This window comes from Microbacterium sp. AK009 (assembly GCF_013410955.1).
Lineage (GTDB): Bacteria > Actinomycetota > Actinomycetes > Actinomycetales > Microbacteriaceae > Microbacterium.
In genome coordinates this window covers 103,117-120,446 of the sequence record NZ_JACCCG010000002.1, presented here as the reverse complement: position 1 = coordinate 120,446, position 17,330 = coordinate 103,117, and the positions used below count along the sequence as shown (strand labels likewise).

Annotated in this window: 19 protein-coding genes; all 19 read left to right on the top strand. The window is 71.7% G+C overall.

The window, feature by feature from the left end; all coding sequences use genetic code 11:
- Positions 1 to 19: 19 nt before the first annotated feature.
- Complete coding sequence (locus HDC37_RS04495; RefSeq protein ID WP_179559223.1) at positions 20 to 871, top strand: ABC transporter ATP-binding protein; 852 nt, start codon at positions 20 to 22, stop codon at positions 869 to 871.
- Positions 868 to 1,920 carry an aliphatic sulfonate ABC transporter substrate-binding protein gene (locus HDC37_RS04490; protein ID WP_179559222.1) on the top strand — a complete coding sequence of 351 codons (1,053 nt, stop codon included), beginning with the start codon at positions 868 to 870 and terminating at the stop codon, positions 1,918 to 1,920. Before HDC37_RS04495 ends, HDC37_RS04490 begins: the two co-directional genes overlap by 4 nt.
- A gap of 56 nt (positions 1,921 to 1,976) precedes the next feature.
- Positions 1,977 to 2,807 (top strand): ABC transporter permease, encoded by an 831-nt coding sequence (locus HDC37_RS04485; protein ID WP_374939147.1) that lies wholly within the window; start codon positions 1,977 to 1,979, stop codon positions 2,805 to 2,807.
- Entirely contained in the window at positions 2,804 to 4,804 is a 2,001-nt protein-coding gene (gene acs / locus HDC37_RS04480; protein WP_179559221.1) for an acetate--CoA ligase, read from the top strand. Before HDC37_RS04485 ends, acs begins: the two co-directional genes overlap by 4 nt.
- Positions 4,805 to 4,829: 25 nt before the next feature.
- On the top strand, positions 4,830 to 6,161 hold the full coding sequence (locus tag HDC37_RS04475; RefSeq protein WP_179559220.1) for an O-acetylhomoserine aminocarboxypropyltransferase/cysteine synthase family protein: 1,332 nt from the start codon (positions 4,830 to 4,832) through the stop codon (positions 6,159 to 6,161).
- Positions 6,158 to 6,760, top strand: coding sequence for a CoA-binding protein (locus HDC37_RS04470; RefSeq protein WP_179559219.1), 603 nt, complete (start codon positions 6,158 to 6,160; stop codon positions 6,758 to 6,760). Before HDC37_RS04475 ends, HDC37_RS04470 begins: the two co-directional genes overlap by 4 nt.
- A gap of 83 nt (positions 6,761 to 6,843) precedes the next feature.
- Positions 6,844 to 7,098 (top strand): DNA-directed RNA polymerase subunit omega, encoded by a 255-nt coding sequence (gene rpoZ, locus HDC37_RS04465; protein ID WP_124293224.1) that lies wholly within the window; start codon positions 6,844 to 6,846, stop codon positions 7,096 to 7,098.
- 82 nt (positions 7,099 to 7,180) lie between these two features.
- Positions 7,181 to 8,374, top strand: coding sequence for a methionine adenosyltransferase (metK, locus tag HDC37_RS04460; protein ID WP_179559218.1), 1,194 nt, complete (start codon positions 7,181 to 7,183; stop codon positions 8,372 to 8,374).
- Positions 8,375 to 8,405: 31 nt separating this feature from the next.
- A complete protein-coding gene (locus HDC37_RS04455; protein ID WP_179559217.1) occupies positions 8,406 to 10,391 on the top strand; it encodes a primosomal protein N' in 1,986 nt (661 codons plus the stop codon).
- A gap of 8 nt (positions 10,392 to 10,399) precedes the next feature.
- Positions 10,400 to 11,323 (top strand): methionyl-tRNA formyltransferase, encoded by a 924-nt coding sequence (gene fmt / locus HDC37_RS04450; protein WP_179559216.1) that lies wholly within the window; start codon positions 10,400 to 10,402, stop codon positions 11,321 to 11,323.
- Complete coding sequence (locus HDC37_RS04445) at positions 11,320 to 12,684, top strand: RsmB/NOP family class I SAM-dependent RNA methyltransferase (protein WP_179559215.1); 1,365 nt, start codon at positions 11,320 to 11,322, stop codon at positions 12,682 to 12,684. Before fmt ends, HDC37_RS04445 begins: the two co-directional genes overlap by 4 nt.
- A gap of 60 nt (positions 12,685 to 12,744) precedes the next feature.
- Positions 12,745 to 13,443, top strand: a complete 699-nt coding sequence (rpe, locus tag HDC37_RS04440) for a ribulose-phosphate 3-epimerase (RefSeq protein ID WP_308472087.1) — start codon at positions 12,745 to 12,747, stop codon at positions 13,441 to 13,443.
- A gap of 13 nt (positions 13,444 to 13,456) precedes the next feature.
- Entirely contained in the window at positions 13,457 to 14,050 is a 594-nt protein-coding gene (locus tag HDC37_RS04435; RefSeq protein ID WP_179559214.1) for a hypothetical protein, read from the top strand.
- Positions 14,051 to 14,096: 46 nt separating this feature from the next.
- Positions 14,097 to 14,360 carry a phosphoribosyl-ATP diphosphatase gene (locus HDC37_RS04430; protein WP_179559213.1) on the top strand — a complete coding sequence of 88 codons (264 nt, stop codon included), beginning with the start codon at positions 14,097 to 14,099 and terminating at the stop codon, positions 14,358 to 14,360.
- A gap of 42 nt (positions 14,361 to 14,402) precedes the next feature.
- Positions 14,403 to 15,245: an ATP phosphoribosyltransferase gene (hisG, locus tag HDC37_RS04425; RefSeq protein ID WP_179559212.1), complete on the top strand. Its 843-nt coding sequence runs from the start codon at positions 14,403 to 14,405 to the stop codon at positions 15,243 to 15,245.
- A gap of 1 nt (position 15,246) precedes the next feature.
- The gene (gene hisF, locus HDC37_RS04420; RefSeq protein ID WP_179559211.1) at positions 15,247 to 16,041 is read left to right on the top strand and encodes an imidazole glycerol phosphate synthase subunit HisF; all 795 of its coding nucleotides are present in this window, start codon (positions 15,247 to 15,249) and stop codon (positions 16,039 to 16,041) included.
- Positions 16,038 to 16,427 carry a phosphoribosyl-AMP cyclohydrolase gene (hisI, locus tag HDC37_RS04415; RefSeq protein WP_179559210.1) on the top strand — a complete coding sequence of 130 codons (390 nt, stop codon included), beginning with the start codon at positions 16,038 to 16,040 and terminating at the stop codon, positions 16,425 to 16,427. The genes hisF and hisI overlap by 4 nt, the downstream gene beginning before the upstream one ends.
- Positions 16,424 to 17,047, top strand: coding sequence for a Trp biosynthesis-associated membrane protein (locus HDC37_RS04410; RefSeq protein WP_308472086.1), 624 nt, complete (start codon positions 16,424 to 16,426; stop codon positions 17,045 to 17,047). Before hisI ends, HDC37_RS04410 begins: the two co-directional genes overlap by 4 nt.
- Before the next feature lie 45 nt (positions 17,048 to 17,092).
- Positions 17,093 to 17,323 (top strand): DUF6704 family protein, encoded by a 231-nt coding sequence (locus HDC37_RS04405; protein ID WP_179559209.1) that lies wholly within the window; start codon positions 17,093 to 17,095, stop codon positions 17,321 to 17,323.
- Positions 17,324 to 17,330: the final 7 nt, after the last annotated feature.

The window sequence follows — 17,330 nt, the reverse complement described above, 5'->3', positions numbered from 1 at the left end:
ACATCGGCAGTCTGGGTGCATGCCCACCCCGAACTCCCGCGTCATCGACGTGCCCGCCGCCGGCGAACGCCGCGGTGCGGTGCGGGTCGCCGGGGTGTCGCGGACATTCGTCACCCCCGCTCCGCTCCCGGTCCTGCGCGGCGTCGACCTGAGCCTCGCGCCCGGTGAGATCGTCGCGGTCGTCGGACCGTCCGGGTGCGGCAAGTCCACACTCCTGCGCCTGCTCGCGGGCCTGGACGTCCCGACAGCGGGTGTCATCGAACTCGACGCCGCGCCCGTCCGCGACACCGATGACCGCACCGCGGTGGCCTTCCAGGAACCGCGACTGCTTCCCTGGCGAACCATCGCCGACAACGTCGCCCTCGGGCTTCCCCGTGGGCTCCGCGGAGCCGAACGCCGTGACCGCGTCGCCGAGCTCCTCGACCTTGTCGGCCTCGGCCACGCCGCCGACCGCCGCCCACGGGAGATCTCCGGCGGCATGGCGCAGCGCACGTCGCTCGCCCGCGCGCTCGCCCGCGACCCCGAGGTCCTGCTCCTGGACGAGCCGTTCGGGGCCCTGGACGCGCTCACGCGCCTGCGCATGCAGGACCTGCTCCTGCAGATCCACGCCGCGCGGCCGACCACCGTCCTCCTCGTCACCCACGACGTCGAAGAGGCGCTGTACCTCGCCGATCGCGTCCTGCTGCTCCGCTCGCTCGGCGACGACCCCGCGGCATCCTCCATCGCCCGCATCGTCGAGGTGCCCGGAACCCGTCCGCGCGACCGCGCCGCCCACGACTTTACCACCCTGCGCGCAGAGCTCCTCGAGGGGCTCGGCGTCGACACCCACCACAGCACACCCGAACCCCGCACCGCCGAGGAGACCCGATGAGCACCATCGTCCGCCGCACCGTTCCCGCCCTCGCGATCGCCGGGACGATCATGCTCGCCACGACCGGCTGCCTCGCCGGTGAGAGCGCCGATGCCTCGAATGCGGATGCCGCGGGCTCGGCCGGCTCGGAGAGCACCGAGTGGTCGACCGACACCCTGTCGATCGACTTCGCCACCTACAACCCGCTGAGCCTCATCGTCCGCGACCAGGGTCTGATCGAAGAAGCCCTCGGCGACAACGTCACCGTCGAGTGGGTGCAGTCCGCCGGCTCGAACAAGGCCAATGAGTTCTTGCGTTCGGGATCGATCGACGTCGGCTCGACCGCCGGTTCGGCGGCGCTGCTCGCGCGGGCCAACGGCTCGCCGATCAAGGTCATCGACATCTACTCCCAGCCGGAGTGGTCGGCCCTCGTCGTGCCCGAGGGCAGCGACATCGCCTCCGTCGCCGACCTCGCCGGAAAGTCCGTCGCCGCCACCCCCGGCACCGACCCCTACTTCTTCCTGCTCCAGGCGCTCGAGACGGAAGGGCTGACGATCTCCGACGTCCAGCTGCAGAATCTCCAGCACGCCGACGGGCGCGCCGCCCTCGACGCGGGCTCGGTCGACGCCTGGGCGGGCCTGGACCCGATCATGGCGGCCGCCGAGGCAGAGTCGGGCGCGGAGCTGCTCTACCGCAACGTCGACTTCAACTCCTACGGATTCCTCAACGCCACCGAGGAGTTCCTGACCGACCACCCCGATGTCGCCCAGGTCGTCGTCGACGCCTACGAGGAGGCCCGCGCGTGGGCTCTGGAGAATCCGGAGGAGACCGCGGCGCTGCTGGCCGAGATCGCCGGGATCGACCCGGCGGTGGCCGAGACGGTGATCGCCGAGCGCTCCAACCTCGACGTCAGCGGCATCCCCGGCGACGATCAGCTCGCGGTGCTGGAGAAGATCGGCCCCGTGCTCGTCGAGTCCGGCTCCATCCAGAACGGCCAGGCCGCGGTCGATGACGCCCTCGCCACCCTCATCGACGACAGCTTCGCCCGCACCGCGACGGAGGACCAGTGAGCACCGACGTCCGACCGGGCCGCGCCACGACCCTCGATCAGGATTCCGACCGGGGTGTGCCGTCCGTGACGGCCGCCCCGGCCACCGCCCCTGTCGCTCGCGCGGCGGGGGCTCCCGCGCGTCGGGAGTTCTGGGCTCGGCCCGGGGTCCGCGTCGTCGGCGGGCTTCTCGTCCCCGCTCTCCTCCTCCTGGCGTGGCAGGTCGCCTCGAGCACGGGCGCGATCCCCGCCTACCGGCTTCCGGCGCCGGCGACGGTTCTGACCGCCGCGGTGGAGATGGCCCGGACCGGCGAACTGTGGCTGAACATCGCCATCTCGGTGCAGCGCGTGCTCCTCGGTTTCGCGCTGGGTTCGATCATCGGGATCGGCGCGGCGGCCATCGTCGGACTCAGCCGCATCGGCGACATGCTGCTGAGCCCCTCGCTCGCGGCGCTGCGCGCCATCCCCTCGCTCGCCCTCGTCCCGCTCCTGCTGCTGTGGATGGGGATCGGCGAGGAGTCCAAGGTTACCCTCATCGCGATCGGGGCCTTCTTCCCCGTGTTCACCACCGTGGCCGGTGCCCTCCGCCACGTCGACGCGCACCTGGTGGAGATGGGGCGGTCCTTCAGCCTGCGCGGATGGGACCTGTTCCGCACCGTCCAGCTCCCCGCCGTCCTCCCGGCTCTCGTGTCGGGCCTGCGTCTGGGGATGGCGCAGGCGTGGCTGTTCCTCGTCGCCTCGGAGCTTCTGGGAGCGGCGATGGGGCTCGGGTTCCTGCTGACGATCTCGCAGCAGACCGGTCGCGTGGATCGCATTCTGCTGACGATCGTGCTGCTGGCCCTCCTCGGTGCGCTCTCCAACGCGATCCTGAGCGTGGTGCAGAAGCGGCTGCTGCGGCGGTGGGCGTGACCACCGCGCAGACGCTCGACCGCTCCGCGCTGCGCTTCGCCCCGCCGGCGGAGCTCGCAGCGCGCGCCAACGTGACCGCCGAGGCGTACGAGCGCGGCGCCGCCGATCCGCTCGGCTTCTGGGACGAGGCGGCGCGGCGCCTGGACTGGACGACGCCGTGGGAGCGCACCCTGGAGTGGACGCCGCCCGACCCCGACGACCCCGCGGTGATCCCCGCGGCGCGGTGGTTCGCCGGCGGGCGACTGAATGTCGCGGTCAACTGCGTCGACCGGCACGTCGCCGCCGGTCGCGGCGACACGGTGGCGCTGTACTTCGAGGGAGAGCCGGGAGATCGCCGTCGGGTCACCTACGCCGACCTCCAGCGCGACGTCGCACGCGCCGCCCACGCCCTGAGCGCGCTCGGCGTCGGGCCTGGCGACCGGGTCGTGGTCTACCTGCCCGTGCTCGTCGAGACTGTGGTCCTCGCGCTCGCCTGCGCGCGGATCGGGGCGGTGCACTCCCTCGTGTTCGGGGGCTTCTCCGCCGAGGCGCTCCGCTTCCGCCTCGAAGACACCGGCGCGAAGCTGCTCGTCACCTCCGACGGGCAGTTCCGACGCGGAGCCGCGGTCGAGGTCAAATCCACCGCGGATGCCGCGGCTGCGGGCCTGGCGGACCTCGAGCACGTCCTGGTGGTGCGCCGCACCGGTCACGCGGTGCCGTGGACCGCCGGGCGCGACCTCTGGTGGCACGAGATCACCGCCGCGCAGCCCGACGTGCACGAGGCGAGCGACGTCGATGCGGAGCATCCGCTCTTCATCATCTACACCTCGGGGACCACCGGCCGCCCCAAGGGGCTCGTGCACACCTCGGGCGGGTACCTCACGCAGGCGTCCTGGGCCCACTGGGCGCACTTCGACGCCAAGCCCGACGACGTGCACTGGTGCACCGCCGACCTCGCCTGGGTCACCGCGCACACCTACGAGCTCTACGGGCCGCTCTCCAACGGCCTCACGCAGGTGATCTACGAGGGCACCCCCGACACCCCCGACCGCACGCGGCACCTGGAGATCATCGAGCGCTACGGCGTGACGGTGTACTACACCGCGCCCACGCTCGTCCGCACGTTCATGGCCTGGTTCGGCGAGACCCTGCCGGAGGGCTTCGACCTGTCGCCCCTGCGTCTGCTCGGCACGGTGGGGGAGGCCATCAACCCCGCCGCCTGGCTGTGGTTCCGCGACACGTTCGGCCGCGGCGAGCTTCCCGTCGTCGACACCTGGTGGCAGTCCGAGACCGGCGCGGCCATGGTCGCTCCGCTCCCCGGTGCCACCACCCTCGCGCCCGGCTCGCCTACGCGACCGCTCCCCGGCATCGATGTCGCCGTCGTCGACGACGACGGTGCCGAGATCTCCGCGGGCGGCACGGGCACCCTCGTGGTCAGACGGCCCTGGCCGGGCATGGCCCGCACCGTGTGGGGCGACCCGGCGCGTTACCGGAGCGCATACTGGTCGGCCTTCGCCGGCCGCGGCGAATGGGGCGGGTACTACCTCGCCGGTGACGGCGCGACCTGCGACGAGGACGGGAACATCCGCATCCTCGGCCGGCTCGACGACGTCGTGAACGTCTCGGGGCACCGCCTGTCGACCATCGAGATCGAGTCGGCCCTCGTCGCGCGCGACGACATCGCCGAGGCAGGGGCCACCGGCGTGGCAGACCCCGTGACCGGACAGCGGGTGGTGGTCTTCGCCGTCGCCGCCGGTGACGCACGCCCCGACGAGCAGGCCCTGCGCGACGAGGTGGCCCGCGCGATCGGACCGGTGGCGCGCCCACATCGCGTCGTGTGCGTGCCGGACCTTCCCAAGACCCGGTCGGGCAAGATCCTCCGGCGTCTGCTCGCCCAGCTCTGGGAGGCAGAGCTCGATCGTCGCGCCGGGCGCGGGCCCGCACCGCTCGGCGACACCACCTCGCTGCAGAACCCCGACACCGTCGCCGCGATCGCCCAGACCCTCGCGGCTCACTGATCCCCGCCCCTCCGGAAAAGGACCCATGACCAACGACCATCGCTTCGGCTTCCGCACCCGCGCCCTGCACGCCGGCGGCACGCCCGACGCCGCGACCGGCGCCCGTGCCGTGCCGATCTACCAGAGCACCTCCTTCGTCTTCGAGGGGGCCAAGGATGCCGCGAACCTCTTCGCCCTGCAGAAGTACGGCAACATCTACTCGCGGATCGGCAACCCCACCGTGGCGGCCCTCGAAGAGCGACTCGCGTCACTCGAGGGGGGCATCGGCGCGGTGGCGACCGCATCGGGCATGAGCGCGGAGTTCATCACCTTCGCCGCTCTCGTCGGCGCCGGTGACCACGTCGTGGCCTCCGCGCAGCTCTACGGCGGGACGGTGACCCAGCTGGATGTCACCCTGCGGCGTTTCGGGGTGGAGACGACCTTCGTCGCCTCGACCGAACCCGCCGATTACGCCGCAGCGATCCGACCCGAGACCAAGGTGCTCTACGTCGAGACGATCGGAAACCCCTCGGGTGCGATCGCCGACATCGCAGGGCTCGCCGAGGTCGCCCACGCCGCGGGCATCCCGCTCGTGGTGGATTCCACGCTCGCCACGCCCTATCTCGCGCGTCCCCTCGAGCACGGCGCCGACATCGTCATCCACTCCGTCACGAAGTTCCTCGGCGGACACGGGACGACCCTCGGCGGCGTGGTGATCGAGAAGGGTACGTTCGACTGGGGCAACGGCAAGTTCCCCCAGATGACCGAGCCCGTGGCCTCGTACGGCGGAATCCGGTGGTGGGACAACTTCGGCGAGTACGGGTTCCTGACGAAGCTCCGCAGCGAGCAGCTGCGCGACATCGGGCCGGCCCTGAGCCCCCAGTCGGCCTTCCAGCTCCTCCAGGGGGTCGAGACCCTGCCGCAGCGCATCGACGCCCACCTCGTCGGCGCCCGGATCGTCGCGGAGTGGCTGAACGAAGACCCACGGGTCTCGTACGTCACGTGGGCGGGGCTTCCCGCCCACCCCCACCACGAGCGCGCGCAGCGGTACCTGCCGCTGGGCCCCGGGTCGGTGTTCGCCTTCGGCATCCGGCCGCAGGGATCCGGCGACGACATCGATCCGGATGCGGCCCGCGCGGCGGGGGAGCGGTTCATCGACTCCCTGCAGCTCGCCTCGCACCTGGCGAACATCGGTGACGCGCGCACCCTCGTCATCCATCCCGCCTCCACCACCCACCAGCAGCTGAGCGCCCCGCAGCTGAGCGCCGCCGGCGTGCCCGCCGCCCTCGTACGCATCTCGGTGGGGCTGGAAGACCCCGAAGACATCCTGTGGGATCTCGACCAGGCCCTCACCGCCGCGACGGGAGCGACCCGATGACCGACCTGTCCTGCGCCCTGCCCGCCGCTGGCCCGGCGCCCGCGTCTGCGCCCGCGGCCGCCGACGGCGCGTCCTGTGCGCTCCCCTCCGCCCCGGCACCCGGCCGCACGTGGCAGGGCCCGGGCGCGCAGGAGCGCTTCGAGATCCTCCGTCGCACTCGCTCGATCGCCATCGTCGGTGCCTCCGACAACCCGGCGCGGGCGAGCTACTTCGTCGCGACCTATCTCCTCGGAAGCGCGCCCTACGACGTGTACTTCGTCAATCCCCGCGCCGACACCATCCTCGGCCGGCCCGCGTACGCGACGCTGGCGGATCTGCCGGTCGCCCCCGACCTGGTCGACGTCTTCCGGCGGCACGACGACCTGCCGGACGTCGCCGCCGAGGCGGCGGACGCCGGGGCGAAGACCTTGTGGCTGCAGCTCGGCTCGTGGCACGAGGGCGCCGCCGCCATCGCCGAGGAGGCCGGGCTGTCGGTGGTCATGGACCGGTGCGTGAAGATCGAGCACGCGCGGTTCCACGGGGGGCTCCACCTCGCCGGATTCGACACCGGCGTGATCAGCTCACGCCGGCAACTGCTCAGCCGGCGCGCGGACCTGTAGAATGGTCGGATGGCGCGGCTCGGCCGTCCGCCTGCGCCCGACGACTTCTCCGCCGACATCCTTTCGAACCAGGAGGTTCAGCCATGGCCGGAACCAACCAGGGCATCATCGAGCCCCCCATCGACAGCCTTCTCGAGAAGGTCGACTCGAAGTACCAGCTGGTCATCTACGCCGCCCGACGTGCGCGTCAGATCAACGACTACTACTCCGACCTGCACGAGGGGAACCTCTTCGACAACGTCGGTCCGCTCGTGGACTCCACGGTCGAGGACAAGCCGCTGACGATCGCCCTTCACGAGATCAACGAAGACAAGCTGCGCCTGCGGGCCGCCGAGTAATTCGTCCTCGAGTCCCTGCCCGGGGTGGCTGTCGGCCACCCCGGGCATACTTGTGCCCGTCCCCGCGAGATCTGGAGCACCGATGACCTCCCTGCGTCTGTTCACGTCCGAGTCCGTCACCGAGGGCCATCCCGACAAGATCTGCGACCAGATCTCCGACAGCATCCTCGACGCGATCCTCGCCGAAGATCCGCACGGTCGGGTCGCCGTCGAGACGCTCGTGACGACGGGCCTCGTCCACGTGGCCGGCGAGGTCTCCACGGCTGCGTATGTGGAGATCCCGGCGATCGTGCGCGCCGTGGTCAACCGCATCGGCTACACCTCCAGCGACACCGGGTTCGACGGCGACTCGTGCGGAGTGAGCGTCTCGATCGGCGCGCAGTCCTCCGACATCGCCGCCGGGGTCGACAAGGCCTTCGAGCGGCGCGAGGGCGGATCGGTCGACCCCAACGACGAGCAGGGCGCGGGCGATCAGGGCATCATGTTCGGCTACGCCACCACCGAGACCCCGCAGCTGATGCCGATGGCGGCGTGGACCGCGCACCGGATGGCAGAACGCCTCGCCACCGCTCGACGCGACGGAAGCCTTCCCTTCCTCCGTCCCGACGGCAAGACCCAGGTCACCCTCGGCTACGACGGCGCGGTGCCGCGCACCGTCGAGTCGGTGGTGCTGTCCACACAGCACCATCCCGACATCTCCCAGAAGGCCCTCCGCGGAGCGGTGCGCGAGGAGGTCATCGAGCCGGTGCTCGAGGCCACCGGGCTCGACGCTTCGGGCGTGAAGTTCTACATCAACCCCGCAGGCCCCTTCGTCGTCGGCGGTCCCAAGGGGGACGCCGGTCTCACGGGGCGCAAGATCATCATCGACACCTACGGCGGCGCCGCCCGCCATGGCGGGGGAGCCTTCAGCGGGAAGGACCCGTCGAAGGTCGACCGCTCGGCAGCGTACGCGATGCGGTGGGTGGCCAAGAACGCCGTCGCCGCCGGGCTCGCCGACCGCCTCGAAGTGCAGGTCGCCTACGCGATCGGCAAGGCCAAGCCGGTCGGTCTGTACGTGGAGACGTTCGGTACCGGTCACGTGCCGGACGAGGTGATCACCGCCGCCATCCGCGACGTGTTCGACCTGCGCCCGCGCGCGATCATCCAGCACCTCGACCTGCTCCGTCCCATCTACGCCCAGACGGCGGCGTACGGCCACTTCGGCCGTGAGCTCGCCGACTTCACGTGGGAGCGCACCGACCGGGTCGACGACCTGCGCGCCGCCGCAGGCCTGTGAGGCCGTCCCTCCCGGGAGGGGTTCTGCGGTCATGAGCGGCGTGCGGGTGGCGCGGGTCCTCATCGATTCTCCGCTGCCGCAGCTGGATCGCCTGTTCGACTACGCCGTGCCCGCGCCTTTCACGGGCGACGTGGTGCCCGGCGTCCGCGTCAAGGTGCCGCTGCGCACCGCCGGACGGGTCGTCGACGGCTACGTCGTCGAGGTCCGTGACGAGCCGGATGCCGGTGAGCGGCCGCTCTCCGACATCGACGCGGTCGTCTCACCCGTGCCCGTCCTTCCGCAGGGGCTCTACCGGCTCGCGCGACGCGCGGCCGACCGGGCTGCCGGGTCAGCCTCCGACATCCTGCGCCTGGTGATCCCCAAGCGCATGGTGCGCGCCGAGAAGGCGTGGCTCGCGGGTGAGACGGTGCCCGCGCCGTCGGTCTCAGAGAACGCCCAGGACTGGGCGCGAGCGACGCTCGACGGCTTCCCCGGGCTCTCGGCGGCCCTGCGCGCCGCCGAGCGTCTCGCCGTCGACGCCCCGCCGCACCCGGTCGTCAGCCCGGCGGGCGAGGTCGGCGCGTGGGCGGACCTCCTGGCGGCCGCGGCGGTCGACACCCTCGCAACGGGCAGAAGCGCCGTCGTCGTCGTCCCCGATCATCGTGACCAGGCGCAGATCGAGCGCGCCCTTGCCTCCCGCGTGGATGCGGCCGTCGTCATCCGCGACGACGCGCGTCAGACGGGACCGGCCCGGTACGCCGGCTTCCTGCGGATGCTCTCCGAGGCGCCCTGCATCGTCGTCGGCAACCGATCCGCCGTCTACGCCCCGGCGCACCGGGTCGGGCTCGTGGCGGTCTGGGATGACGGCGATCCGCTCCTGGCCGAACCGCTGTCGCCCGGCGTCCACGCGCGCGATGCCGCGCTCATCCGGCAGGAGCTCGACGGCTGCGCGCTGCTGTTCGCCGGCCACACCCGTACCACCGACGTGGAACGGCTGGTGCAGCTCGGCTTCGTCCGGGAGATCCCGGCCTCACGTCGCCGCTCACCCCGGGTCGTGCTGAGCGCCACGCAGGAGGGTGAGCGCCGCGGGGTGCGTGTTCCGTCGAGTGCTTTCCGGGCCGCTCGCGAGGCCCTCACCGACGGTCCCGTCCTCGTTCAGGTCGCACGGCCCGGATACGCCCCGGTGCTGGTGTGCGCCGATTGCCGCCGGCCGGCACGGTGTCGGCACTGCGAGGGGCCGCTCCACGCGCGGAGCGTGGGCGCCGTGCCCGAGTGCTCCTGGTGCGCGCGCGAGGCGCGAGCATGGACCTGCGTGCACTGCGGCTCCGAGAAGGTGCGGCTGGCGTCATCAGGCAGTGAGCGCACCGCAGAGGAGCTCGGTCGCGCCTTCCCGGGTGTGCGCGTCGTCATCTCCGACGGCCGCCACGTGGTGGAGGACGTCGCTGCGGCTCCCGCACTCGTGATCGCCACCCGAGGCGCCGAGCCCCCGGCGGAGGGCGGATACCGCGCCGTCGTGCTTCTCGACGGCGAACGCATGCTCCTCTCCGACGATCTGCGGGTCGGCGAGGCGGCTCTTCGCTGGTGGTCGAATGCGGCCGCTCTCGCCGCCCCCGACGCCCCGGTGCACCTGGTCGGCGTGACGGGCGCCGTCGCCCGGGCGCTGGCGACCTGGTCGCACGCGGCCTACGCCCGCTCCGAACTCGCTGCGCGCGCCCCCCTTCGCATGCCGCCCGCGGTGCGGGTGGCCGCGGTCGACGGCGATGCGCCGAGTGTCGAGGCGGCGCTGGCGGCGCTCCGCGAGGCCGTGCCCGCTCTCGACGACGACAGCGTCCTGGGCCCGGCCCCGCGGGACGAGGGCGGGGTGCGGGCACTCGTGCGCTTCGATTACCGGGTGGGCGGTGACGTCGCCGAGTCCCTCCGCTCCTCCGTCGTCGCGGCTGCGCTGCGCACCCGTCGTGCCCGTGGTCGCACCCCGGCGCCCGGCGGAGCGCCGCCTACACTCAGAGTGCGGGTGGATCTGCCCGACCTCGACCTGTGAGAACCCCTATGCGTCTCGTCTTCGCCGGAACCCCCGCGCCGGCCGTGCCGTCGCTGCGCGCCCTGCACGCGTCATCCCACGACATCGTGACCGTCGTGACCCGCGACGACGCCCCCCAGGGGCGAAAGCGCGTGCTGACCCCCTCTCCGGTCGCCGCCACCGCCCTGGAGCTCGGTCTGCCGCTTCTGAAGACCCGCCGGCTGGATGACGCGGCGACGACCGCGATCGCCGGCACCGCGCCCGACCTCGGCGTCATCGTCGCCTACGGCGGTCTCGTGCGAGAGCCGCTGCTCTCTACCCCTCGCCACGGCTGGATCAACCTTCACTTCTCGCAGCTGCCGCGGTGGCGGGGTGCGGCACCCGTGCAGCACGGGCTGATCGCCGGTGACACCGAGGTCGCCGCCAGCGTCTTCCGGCTCGTGGCCGAGCTCGACGCGGGCGACGTCTTCGACGAGGTGGTCCTTCCCACCCCGGAGCATGCGACCGCGGGTGAGGTCCTCGCCCTCCTCGCCGACCGCGGAGCGACCCTCCTGTGCACGGTCGTCGACGCGATCGCCGACGGTTCGGCGACGCTCCGGCCCCAGCAGGGCGCACCGACGTTCGCGCCCAAGCTCGGCGACGCCGATGGTCGCCTCGACTGGAACGGCACGCGCGATGAGGTGATCCAGCGGTTCCGGGGAGTGACGCCCGAGCCCGGCGCCCACACGACCATCGACGGCGCGCGCGTGAAGGTGCTGGCCGCCCGGGCGGCCGCTCCCGACGCGCCCCGCCTGTCTCCGGGACGTCTCGCAACCCAGGGTCGCGCGGTCATCGTGGGGACAGCCACCGAGCCGGTCCAGCTCGACAGCGTGCAGCCCGCCGGGCGCGGCCCGATGATCGCCGCAGACTGGTTCCGCGGACTGCGACAGGGCGAGCCGGTGCTGGGCTCATGAGGGCCGTGAATCCGGCACGACTCGTGGCCTTCGAGACGATCCGCTCCGTGCACGACTCCGATGCCTACGCCAACCTGCTCCTGCCTGCCGCGATCCGCCGTGCCGGGCTCGCCGCCGCCGACGCGGGGCTGGCGACCGAGCTCACGTACGGGACCCTGCGTCGGGAGAACACCTACGACGCCGTCATCTCCCTCGCCGCCGGCCGTGCCGTCGACCTCATCGATCCGCCCGTGCTCGACGCCATCCGACTGGGGGTCCACCAGCTGCTCTCGACGCGGGTGGCCTCGCACGCCGCGGTCAACGAGTCCGTCGAGCTCGCCCTTCGGGCTGCGGGACGCAGCGCCGGGGGGTTCGCCAACGCGGTGCTCCGGCGGATCTCGCGCGACACACCGGGCGAGTGGATGACGCAGATCTCCCAGAACGCGCGCTCCGACGACGAGCGGCTGGGCCTGCTCACCTCGCACCCCGTCTGGGTGGTCCGCGCCTTCCGACGGGCGCTGGCCGCCGAGGGACGCGCGGACGAGCTCGACGACCTCCTCCGGGCCGACAACGCCTCACCGCGGGTGACCTTCGCCGCCCTCCCGGGCCTCGCCGAGGTGCCGGAGGGCGAGCGGCGCACCGACTTCTCACCCCTCGGCTTCCGCTCGGCCGGCGGCGACCCGGAAGCCCAGGTGACCGCCTCGAGCGGTCGCATCCGGGTGCAGGACGAGGGATCGCAGATCGCCGCCCTCGCGCTCACCCGGGCGCGTCCTGCGCAACAGGGGGAGCGGTGGCTCGATCTGTGCGCGGGGCCGGGTGGGAAGACCGCGATCCTCGCGGCCGAGGCTCTCGCCGCGGGCGCGCGGGTCGAGGCCAACGAGATCAACCCCGCCCGTGCGGGGCTCGTGCGGCAATCCGTCGCCGGAGTGCCGATCGACGTCCCGGTCAGCGAGGAGGACGGCCGGAGCCGGGCACGTGTCGGCGGATACGACCGCATCCTCGTCGACGCTCCCTGCACGGGGCTCGGTGCGCTCCGGCGACGCCCGGAGGCCCGATGGCGCAAATCGCCGGCTGATGTCGCCGACCTCGTCGATCTGCAGCGCGGGCTTCTGGATGCTGCCATCGACGGGCTCGCGCCGGGGGGCGTGGTGGCCTACGTCACGTGTTCGCCGCATCTCGCCGAAACCGCGGGCGTCGTCGCCGACATCCTCCGAGCGCGCGGCGACGACGTCGAGGAGCTCGATGCCCGCGCCGTGATCACCGGGTTCAGCGCTACCGACCCCGGCCTCCTGCCCCAGGCCGATGGATCGGGTCGCGCGCAGCTGTGGCCGCATCGGCACAACACCGATGCGATGTCGATCTCGCTGCTGCAACGGCGCTGAGCGTCGCATATCGGACACCGTCGCCCGGTGGCGGCATGGGCGTGCCGACATAATGGTGCGGTGCACGCCGACCACGACTCCGCCGCAGCGGTTAGGATCAACCCCAGCATCCTGGCCGCGGACTTCGTCCACATGGCCGACGATCTCGCCCGCATCGCCGCCGCCGATTTCGTGCACGTGGACGTCATGGACAACCATTTCGTGCCGAACCTGACCTTCGGTCCGCAGATGGTCCAGCGCATCCAGGAGACCAGCCCGGTTCCGCTCGACGTGCACCTCATGATCGACGATCCCGAACGGTGGGCGCCGGGGTACGCCGAGATCGGCGCCGCATCGGTGACCTTCCACCTCGAGGCGGCATCCGAACCCGTCGCGATCGCGCGACGCCTGCGCGCGATCGGCGCCCGCGCCGGAGTCGCCGTCAAGCCCGCCACCGGGGTCGAGTTGCTCTACGACGTGCTCGACGAGTTCGACCAGATCCTCGTGATGACGGTCGAACCCGGTTTCGGCGGGCAGTCCTTCATGCCTGAGACGATGCCCAAGCTCAGCGCCCTCGCGGCCGAGGCGAGGCGTCGCGGGTCGGAGGTGTGGCTGCAAGTCGACGGCGGGATCGGCGAATCCACGATCGTCCAGGCCGCCGAGGCCGGGGCCGACACCTTCGTCGCGGGGTCTGCGGTCTTCGGCGCCGACGACCCCGAGAAGGCGATCGTCGCGCTGCGGAACCAGGCTCGCCACCACCATCGACACCCCCGTCGCTGATCGGAGAACGCCCATGACCGACCGCTCCGAGGACCCCCCGGCCCGCCCTGAGCCCGAACCCGCGGTGGGCGGCACCGGGGCTGCGACACCCTCGAGCACCGAGGCGCTGCGTGTGGCAGGGGCCCGCGGGGCGAAGAGGCTGCTGTCGGCCTACAGCGGGGAGCACGGGATCTACGGCGTGGTCCTCGTCACCGCCCTCATCGGCGCCGAGATCGACGCACCCACCGACCTCGACGTCATCTGGTTCGTCGCAGGAACGGTCGGGGTCTTCTGGCTGGCCCACATCTACGCCGCCGTCGTCGCCAGTCGGTCCCACCGGCCCGTTCCCCCGCTGCACGTGGGCATCCGTGATGGTGTGCGCCACTCCGGCGGCATGGCACTGGCGATGCTCATCCCGGTCTTCCTCCTCGCCACGGGAACGTGGGGTGTCCTGGACGAATGGACGGCCTATTTCCTGGCGCTCGGCAGCGGTGTGGTCATTCTGGGGCTGATCGGCTACCTCAACGCCCGGCGCAACGGTGCGACGTGGCCCTGGCGGGTGCTCGGCGTGCTCGCGACGACGCTGCTGGGGCTGCTCGTCATCGGCCTCAGCATCCTGGTGCACTGACCTCCGACCGCGCCGGTCGGCCCCGCCCGTTCGCTACCCTGGCAGGGTGAAGACTTTCGACGCGCTGTTCGCCGAGCTCACGGCGAAGGCCGCCGAGCGACCCGAGGGATCGGGGACCGTCGCCGAGCTCGACGCCGGTGTCCACGCCATCGGCAAGAAGATCGTCGAAGAGGCCGCCGAGGTGTGGATGGCCGCCGAGTACGAATCCGACGAGCGCACCGCCGAGGAGATCTCTCAGCTGCTGTACCACCTGCAGGTGATGCTCGTCGCGAAGGGACTCACGCTCGAGGACGTGTACCGACATCTCTGAGCGGTCCTCCGTCCGTCCTCTTCTCCCCGAAAGCCACTCCACATGCTTAGAATCGCCGTGCCCAACAAGGGCTCCCTCGCAGACACCGCCTCCGCGATGCTCCAGGAGGCCGGATACACCGGCCGACGTGATCCGAAGGATCTGCACGTCATCGACCCCGAGAACGAGGTCGAGTTCTTCTACCTGCGTCCGAAGGACATCGCCACCTACGTCGGATCCGGCGCATTGGATGTCGGGATCACCGGCCGCGACCTCCTCCTGGATGCCCGCATGCCGGGCGCCCGCGAGATCGAAGCGCTCGGTTTCGGTGATTCGACCTTCCGCTTCGCAGGTCCCCCCGGACGTTTCGCCGATATCGACGACCTCGAGGGTGTGCGCGTGGCGACCGCCTACCCGGGACTCGTCGACGGCTTCCTCGACGAGCGTGGTGTGGCAGTCGACCTCGTCCCGCTGGACGGTGCGGTCGAGTCGGCCGTGCGTCTCGGGGTGGCCGACGCGGTCGCCGACGTGGTCTCGACCGGGACGACACTGCGCCAGGCGGGGCTGGAGATCTTCGGGCCCGCGATCCTGCAGTCCGAGGCGGTCCTCATCGGGGCACCGGTCGAAGCGGGGGGGACCGAGACTCTGCTGCGGCGCCTGCGCGGCGTCATGGTGGCCCGCCGATACGTGCTCATCGACTACGACCTGCCCGCTCGCCTGATCGACGACGCCGTCGCGGTCGCACCGGGCATCGAGTCGCCGACCATCTCGCCGCTGCGCGATCCCGAGTGGGTCGCGGTGCGGGTGATGAGCCCGCGCAAGGGCGTGAACCAGGTCATGGACGCCCTCTACGCCATCGGCGCGCGGGCGATCCTGGTCACCGAGATCCACGCGGCGAGGCTCTGAGATGACGCTGGCCACTCGCGTCATCCCGTGTCTCGACGTCGCCGGCGGCCGCGTGGTGAAGGGCGTGAACTTCGTCGATCTGCGCGACATGGGTGACCCGGTCGAGCTCGCGAAGGCGTACTTCGACCAGGGCGCGGATGAGATCACCTTCCTCGACGTCACCGCGACGGTCGATGAGCGCGCCACGACCTACGACGTCGTGCAGCGCACGGCGGAACAGGTCTTCATCCCGCTGACGGTCGGGGGCGGGGTGCGATCGACCGACGACGTCGCGCGATTGCTGTCGGTGGGTGCAGACAAGATCGGGGTGAACTCCGCGGCGATCGCGCGTCCCGATCTGCTCGACGAGATCGCCGACCGGTTCGGAGCCCAGGTCCTGGTCCTCTCGCTCGATGTCAAGCGGGTCTCACCCGATCGGCGGGGAGGCTCGGCCTCGGGCTTCGTGGTGACCACCCACGGCGGACGCACCGAGACCACCCTGGATGCCCTCACCTGGGCCCGGGAAGCTGCCGAGCGGGGGGCGGGGGAGCTGCTGGTCAATTCGATCGACGCCGATGGGACCAAGCACGGTTTCGACCTCGAGCTCATCGCGGCGATGCGAGAGGTGGCGCGCGTTCCCGTCATCGCCTCCGGCGGCGCGGGAGCGCTCGAGCACTTCGCCCCCGCCATCATTGCCGGAGCCGACGCCGTGCTCGCCGCCTCGGTGTTCCACACCGGTCAGCTGCGGGTCGGCGAGGTCAAGGAGGCGATGGCGCGGGAGGGCATCTCCGTGCGTCGGACGGGGAGGAACGGATGACTCGGCCCGAGCCTACCGGCGACGTCGAGGACCGCATCGCGCGCGTCCGCTACACCGACGACGGCCTCGTCGCGGCGATCATCCAGCAGTGGGACACCCGCGAGGTGCTCATGCTCGGATGGATGGATGCCGAAGCCCTCCGTCGTACCCTCACCGAGGGGCGTGTGACGTTCTGGTCGCGGTCCCGGCAGGAGTACTGGCGCAAAGGCGACACCTCCGGCCACGCGCAGTACGTCCGCGGCGCGCGCCTGGACTGCGATGGCGACGCGATCCTGGTCGAGGTCGAGCAGGTGGGTGCGGCCTGCCACACCGGAACGCGCACCTGCTTCGACGCCGACGATCTGGAACCGGCGGTCGGTGCGCAGCCGATCGGCGATCCATCGTGAACCCCCCCGCCGCGGTGCACGCGATCGCGGCCGCACGAGCCCGCACGCTGGCGGTGCTCCTCATCCTGGCCTCCGGCGCGATCGGGGTCATCGCCTCGACGCAGACCTGGCTGACCGTGACCATTGAAGACGGGGCGCGTGATCCGCTCCCGGTCAGTGGCGCAGCGGCGCTTCCCGTGCTGGCACCTCTCAGTCTCACCGCACTGGCCCTCGGCGCGGCCCTGGCCATCGCCGGAAGCGTACTGCGGTACGTCTTCGGAGCCCTCACCGTCGTCATCGCCGTCGTCCTCGGGGTGGCCACCGGCATGATCGCTTTCACGGCGCCCGTGTCCGCGGTCGTCTCGGCCGTCACGGAGGCCACGGGCATCGCGGGTCTCGATGCTGTCGCCGACCTCGTCACGGCGATATCCACGACACCGTGGCCGCCCATCGCTCTCGCGGCATGCGTCTCCCTGCTGGGCGCGGGGGTGCTGATCCTCGCCACGGCCCACCGGTGGCCCGGTGCCGGGCGGAAGTACCGCACCGCGGCGGAAGCCTCACCGCAGGGTGAGACGTCGCGGCGCACCGACGCGATCGACTCGTGGGATGAGCTGTCGCGCGGACAGGATCCGACGGTCTGACCGATAGACTGGCGATGGTGTGTCCCGGCGTCCTGGAGGATATTCATGAGCAACCACATCGGTGATCCCGGCCACGGCAACTCGCCGGCAGCATGGACGGCTGTCGTCATCATGCTCGTCGGCTTTACCGTCGGCACCGTCGCCTTCTTCTTCGACGTGCCGTGGGTGGTGTGGGCCTCCGCTGGTCTGGTCGTCGTGGGTCTGCTCGTGGGATGGGGCATGTCGAAAGCCGGATACGGCGTCGGCGGTGCCAAGACAACGGCGAAAGAGCATTGAGCGCGGG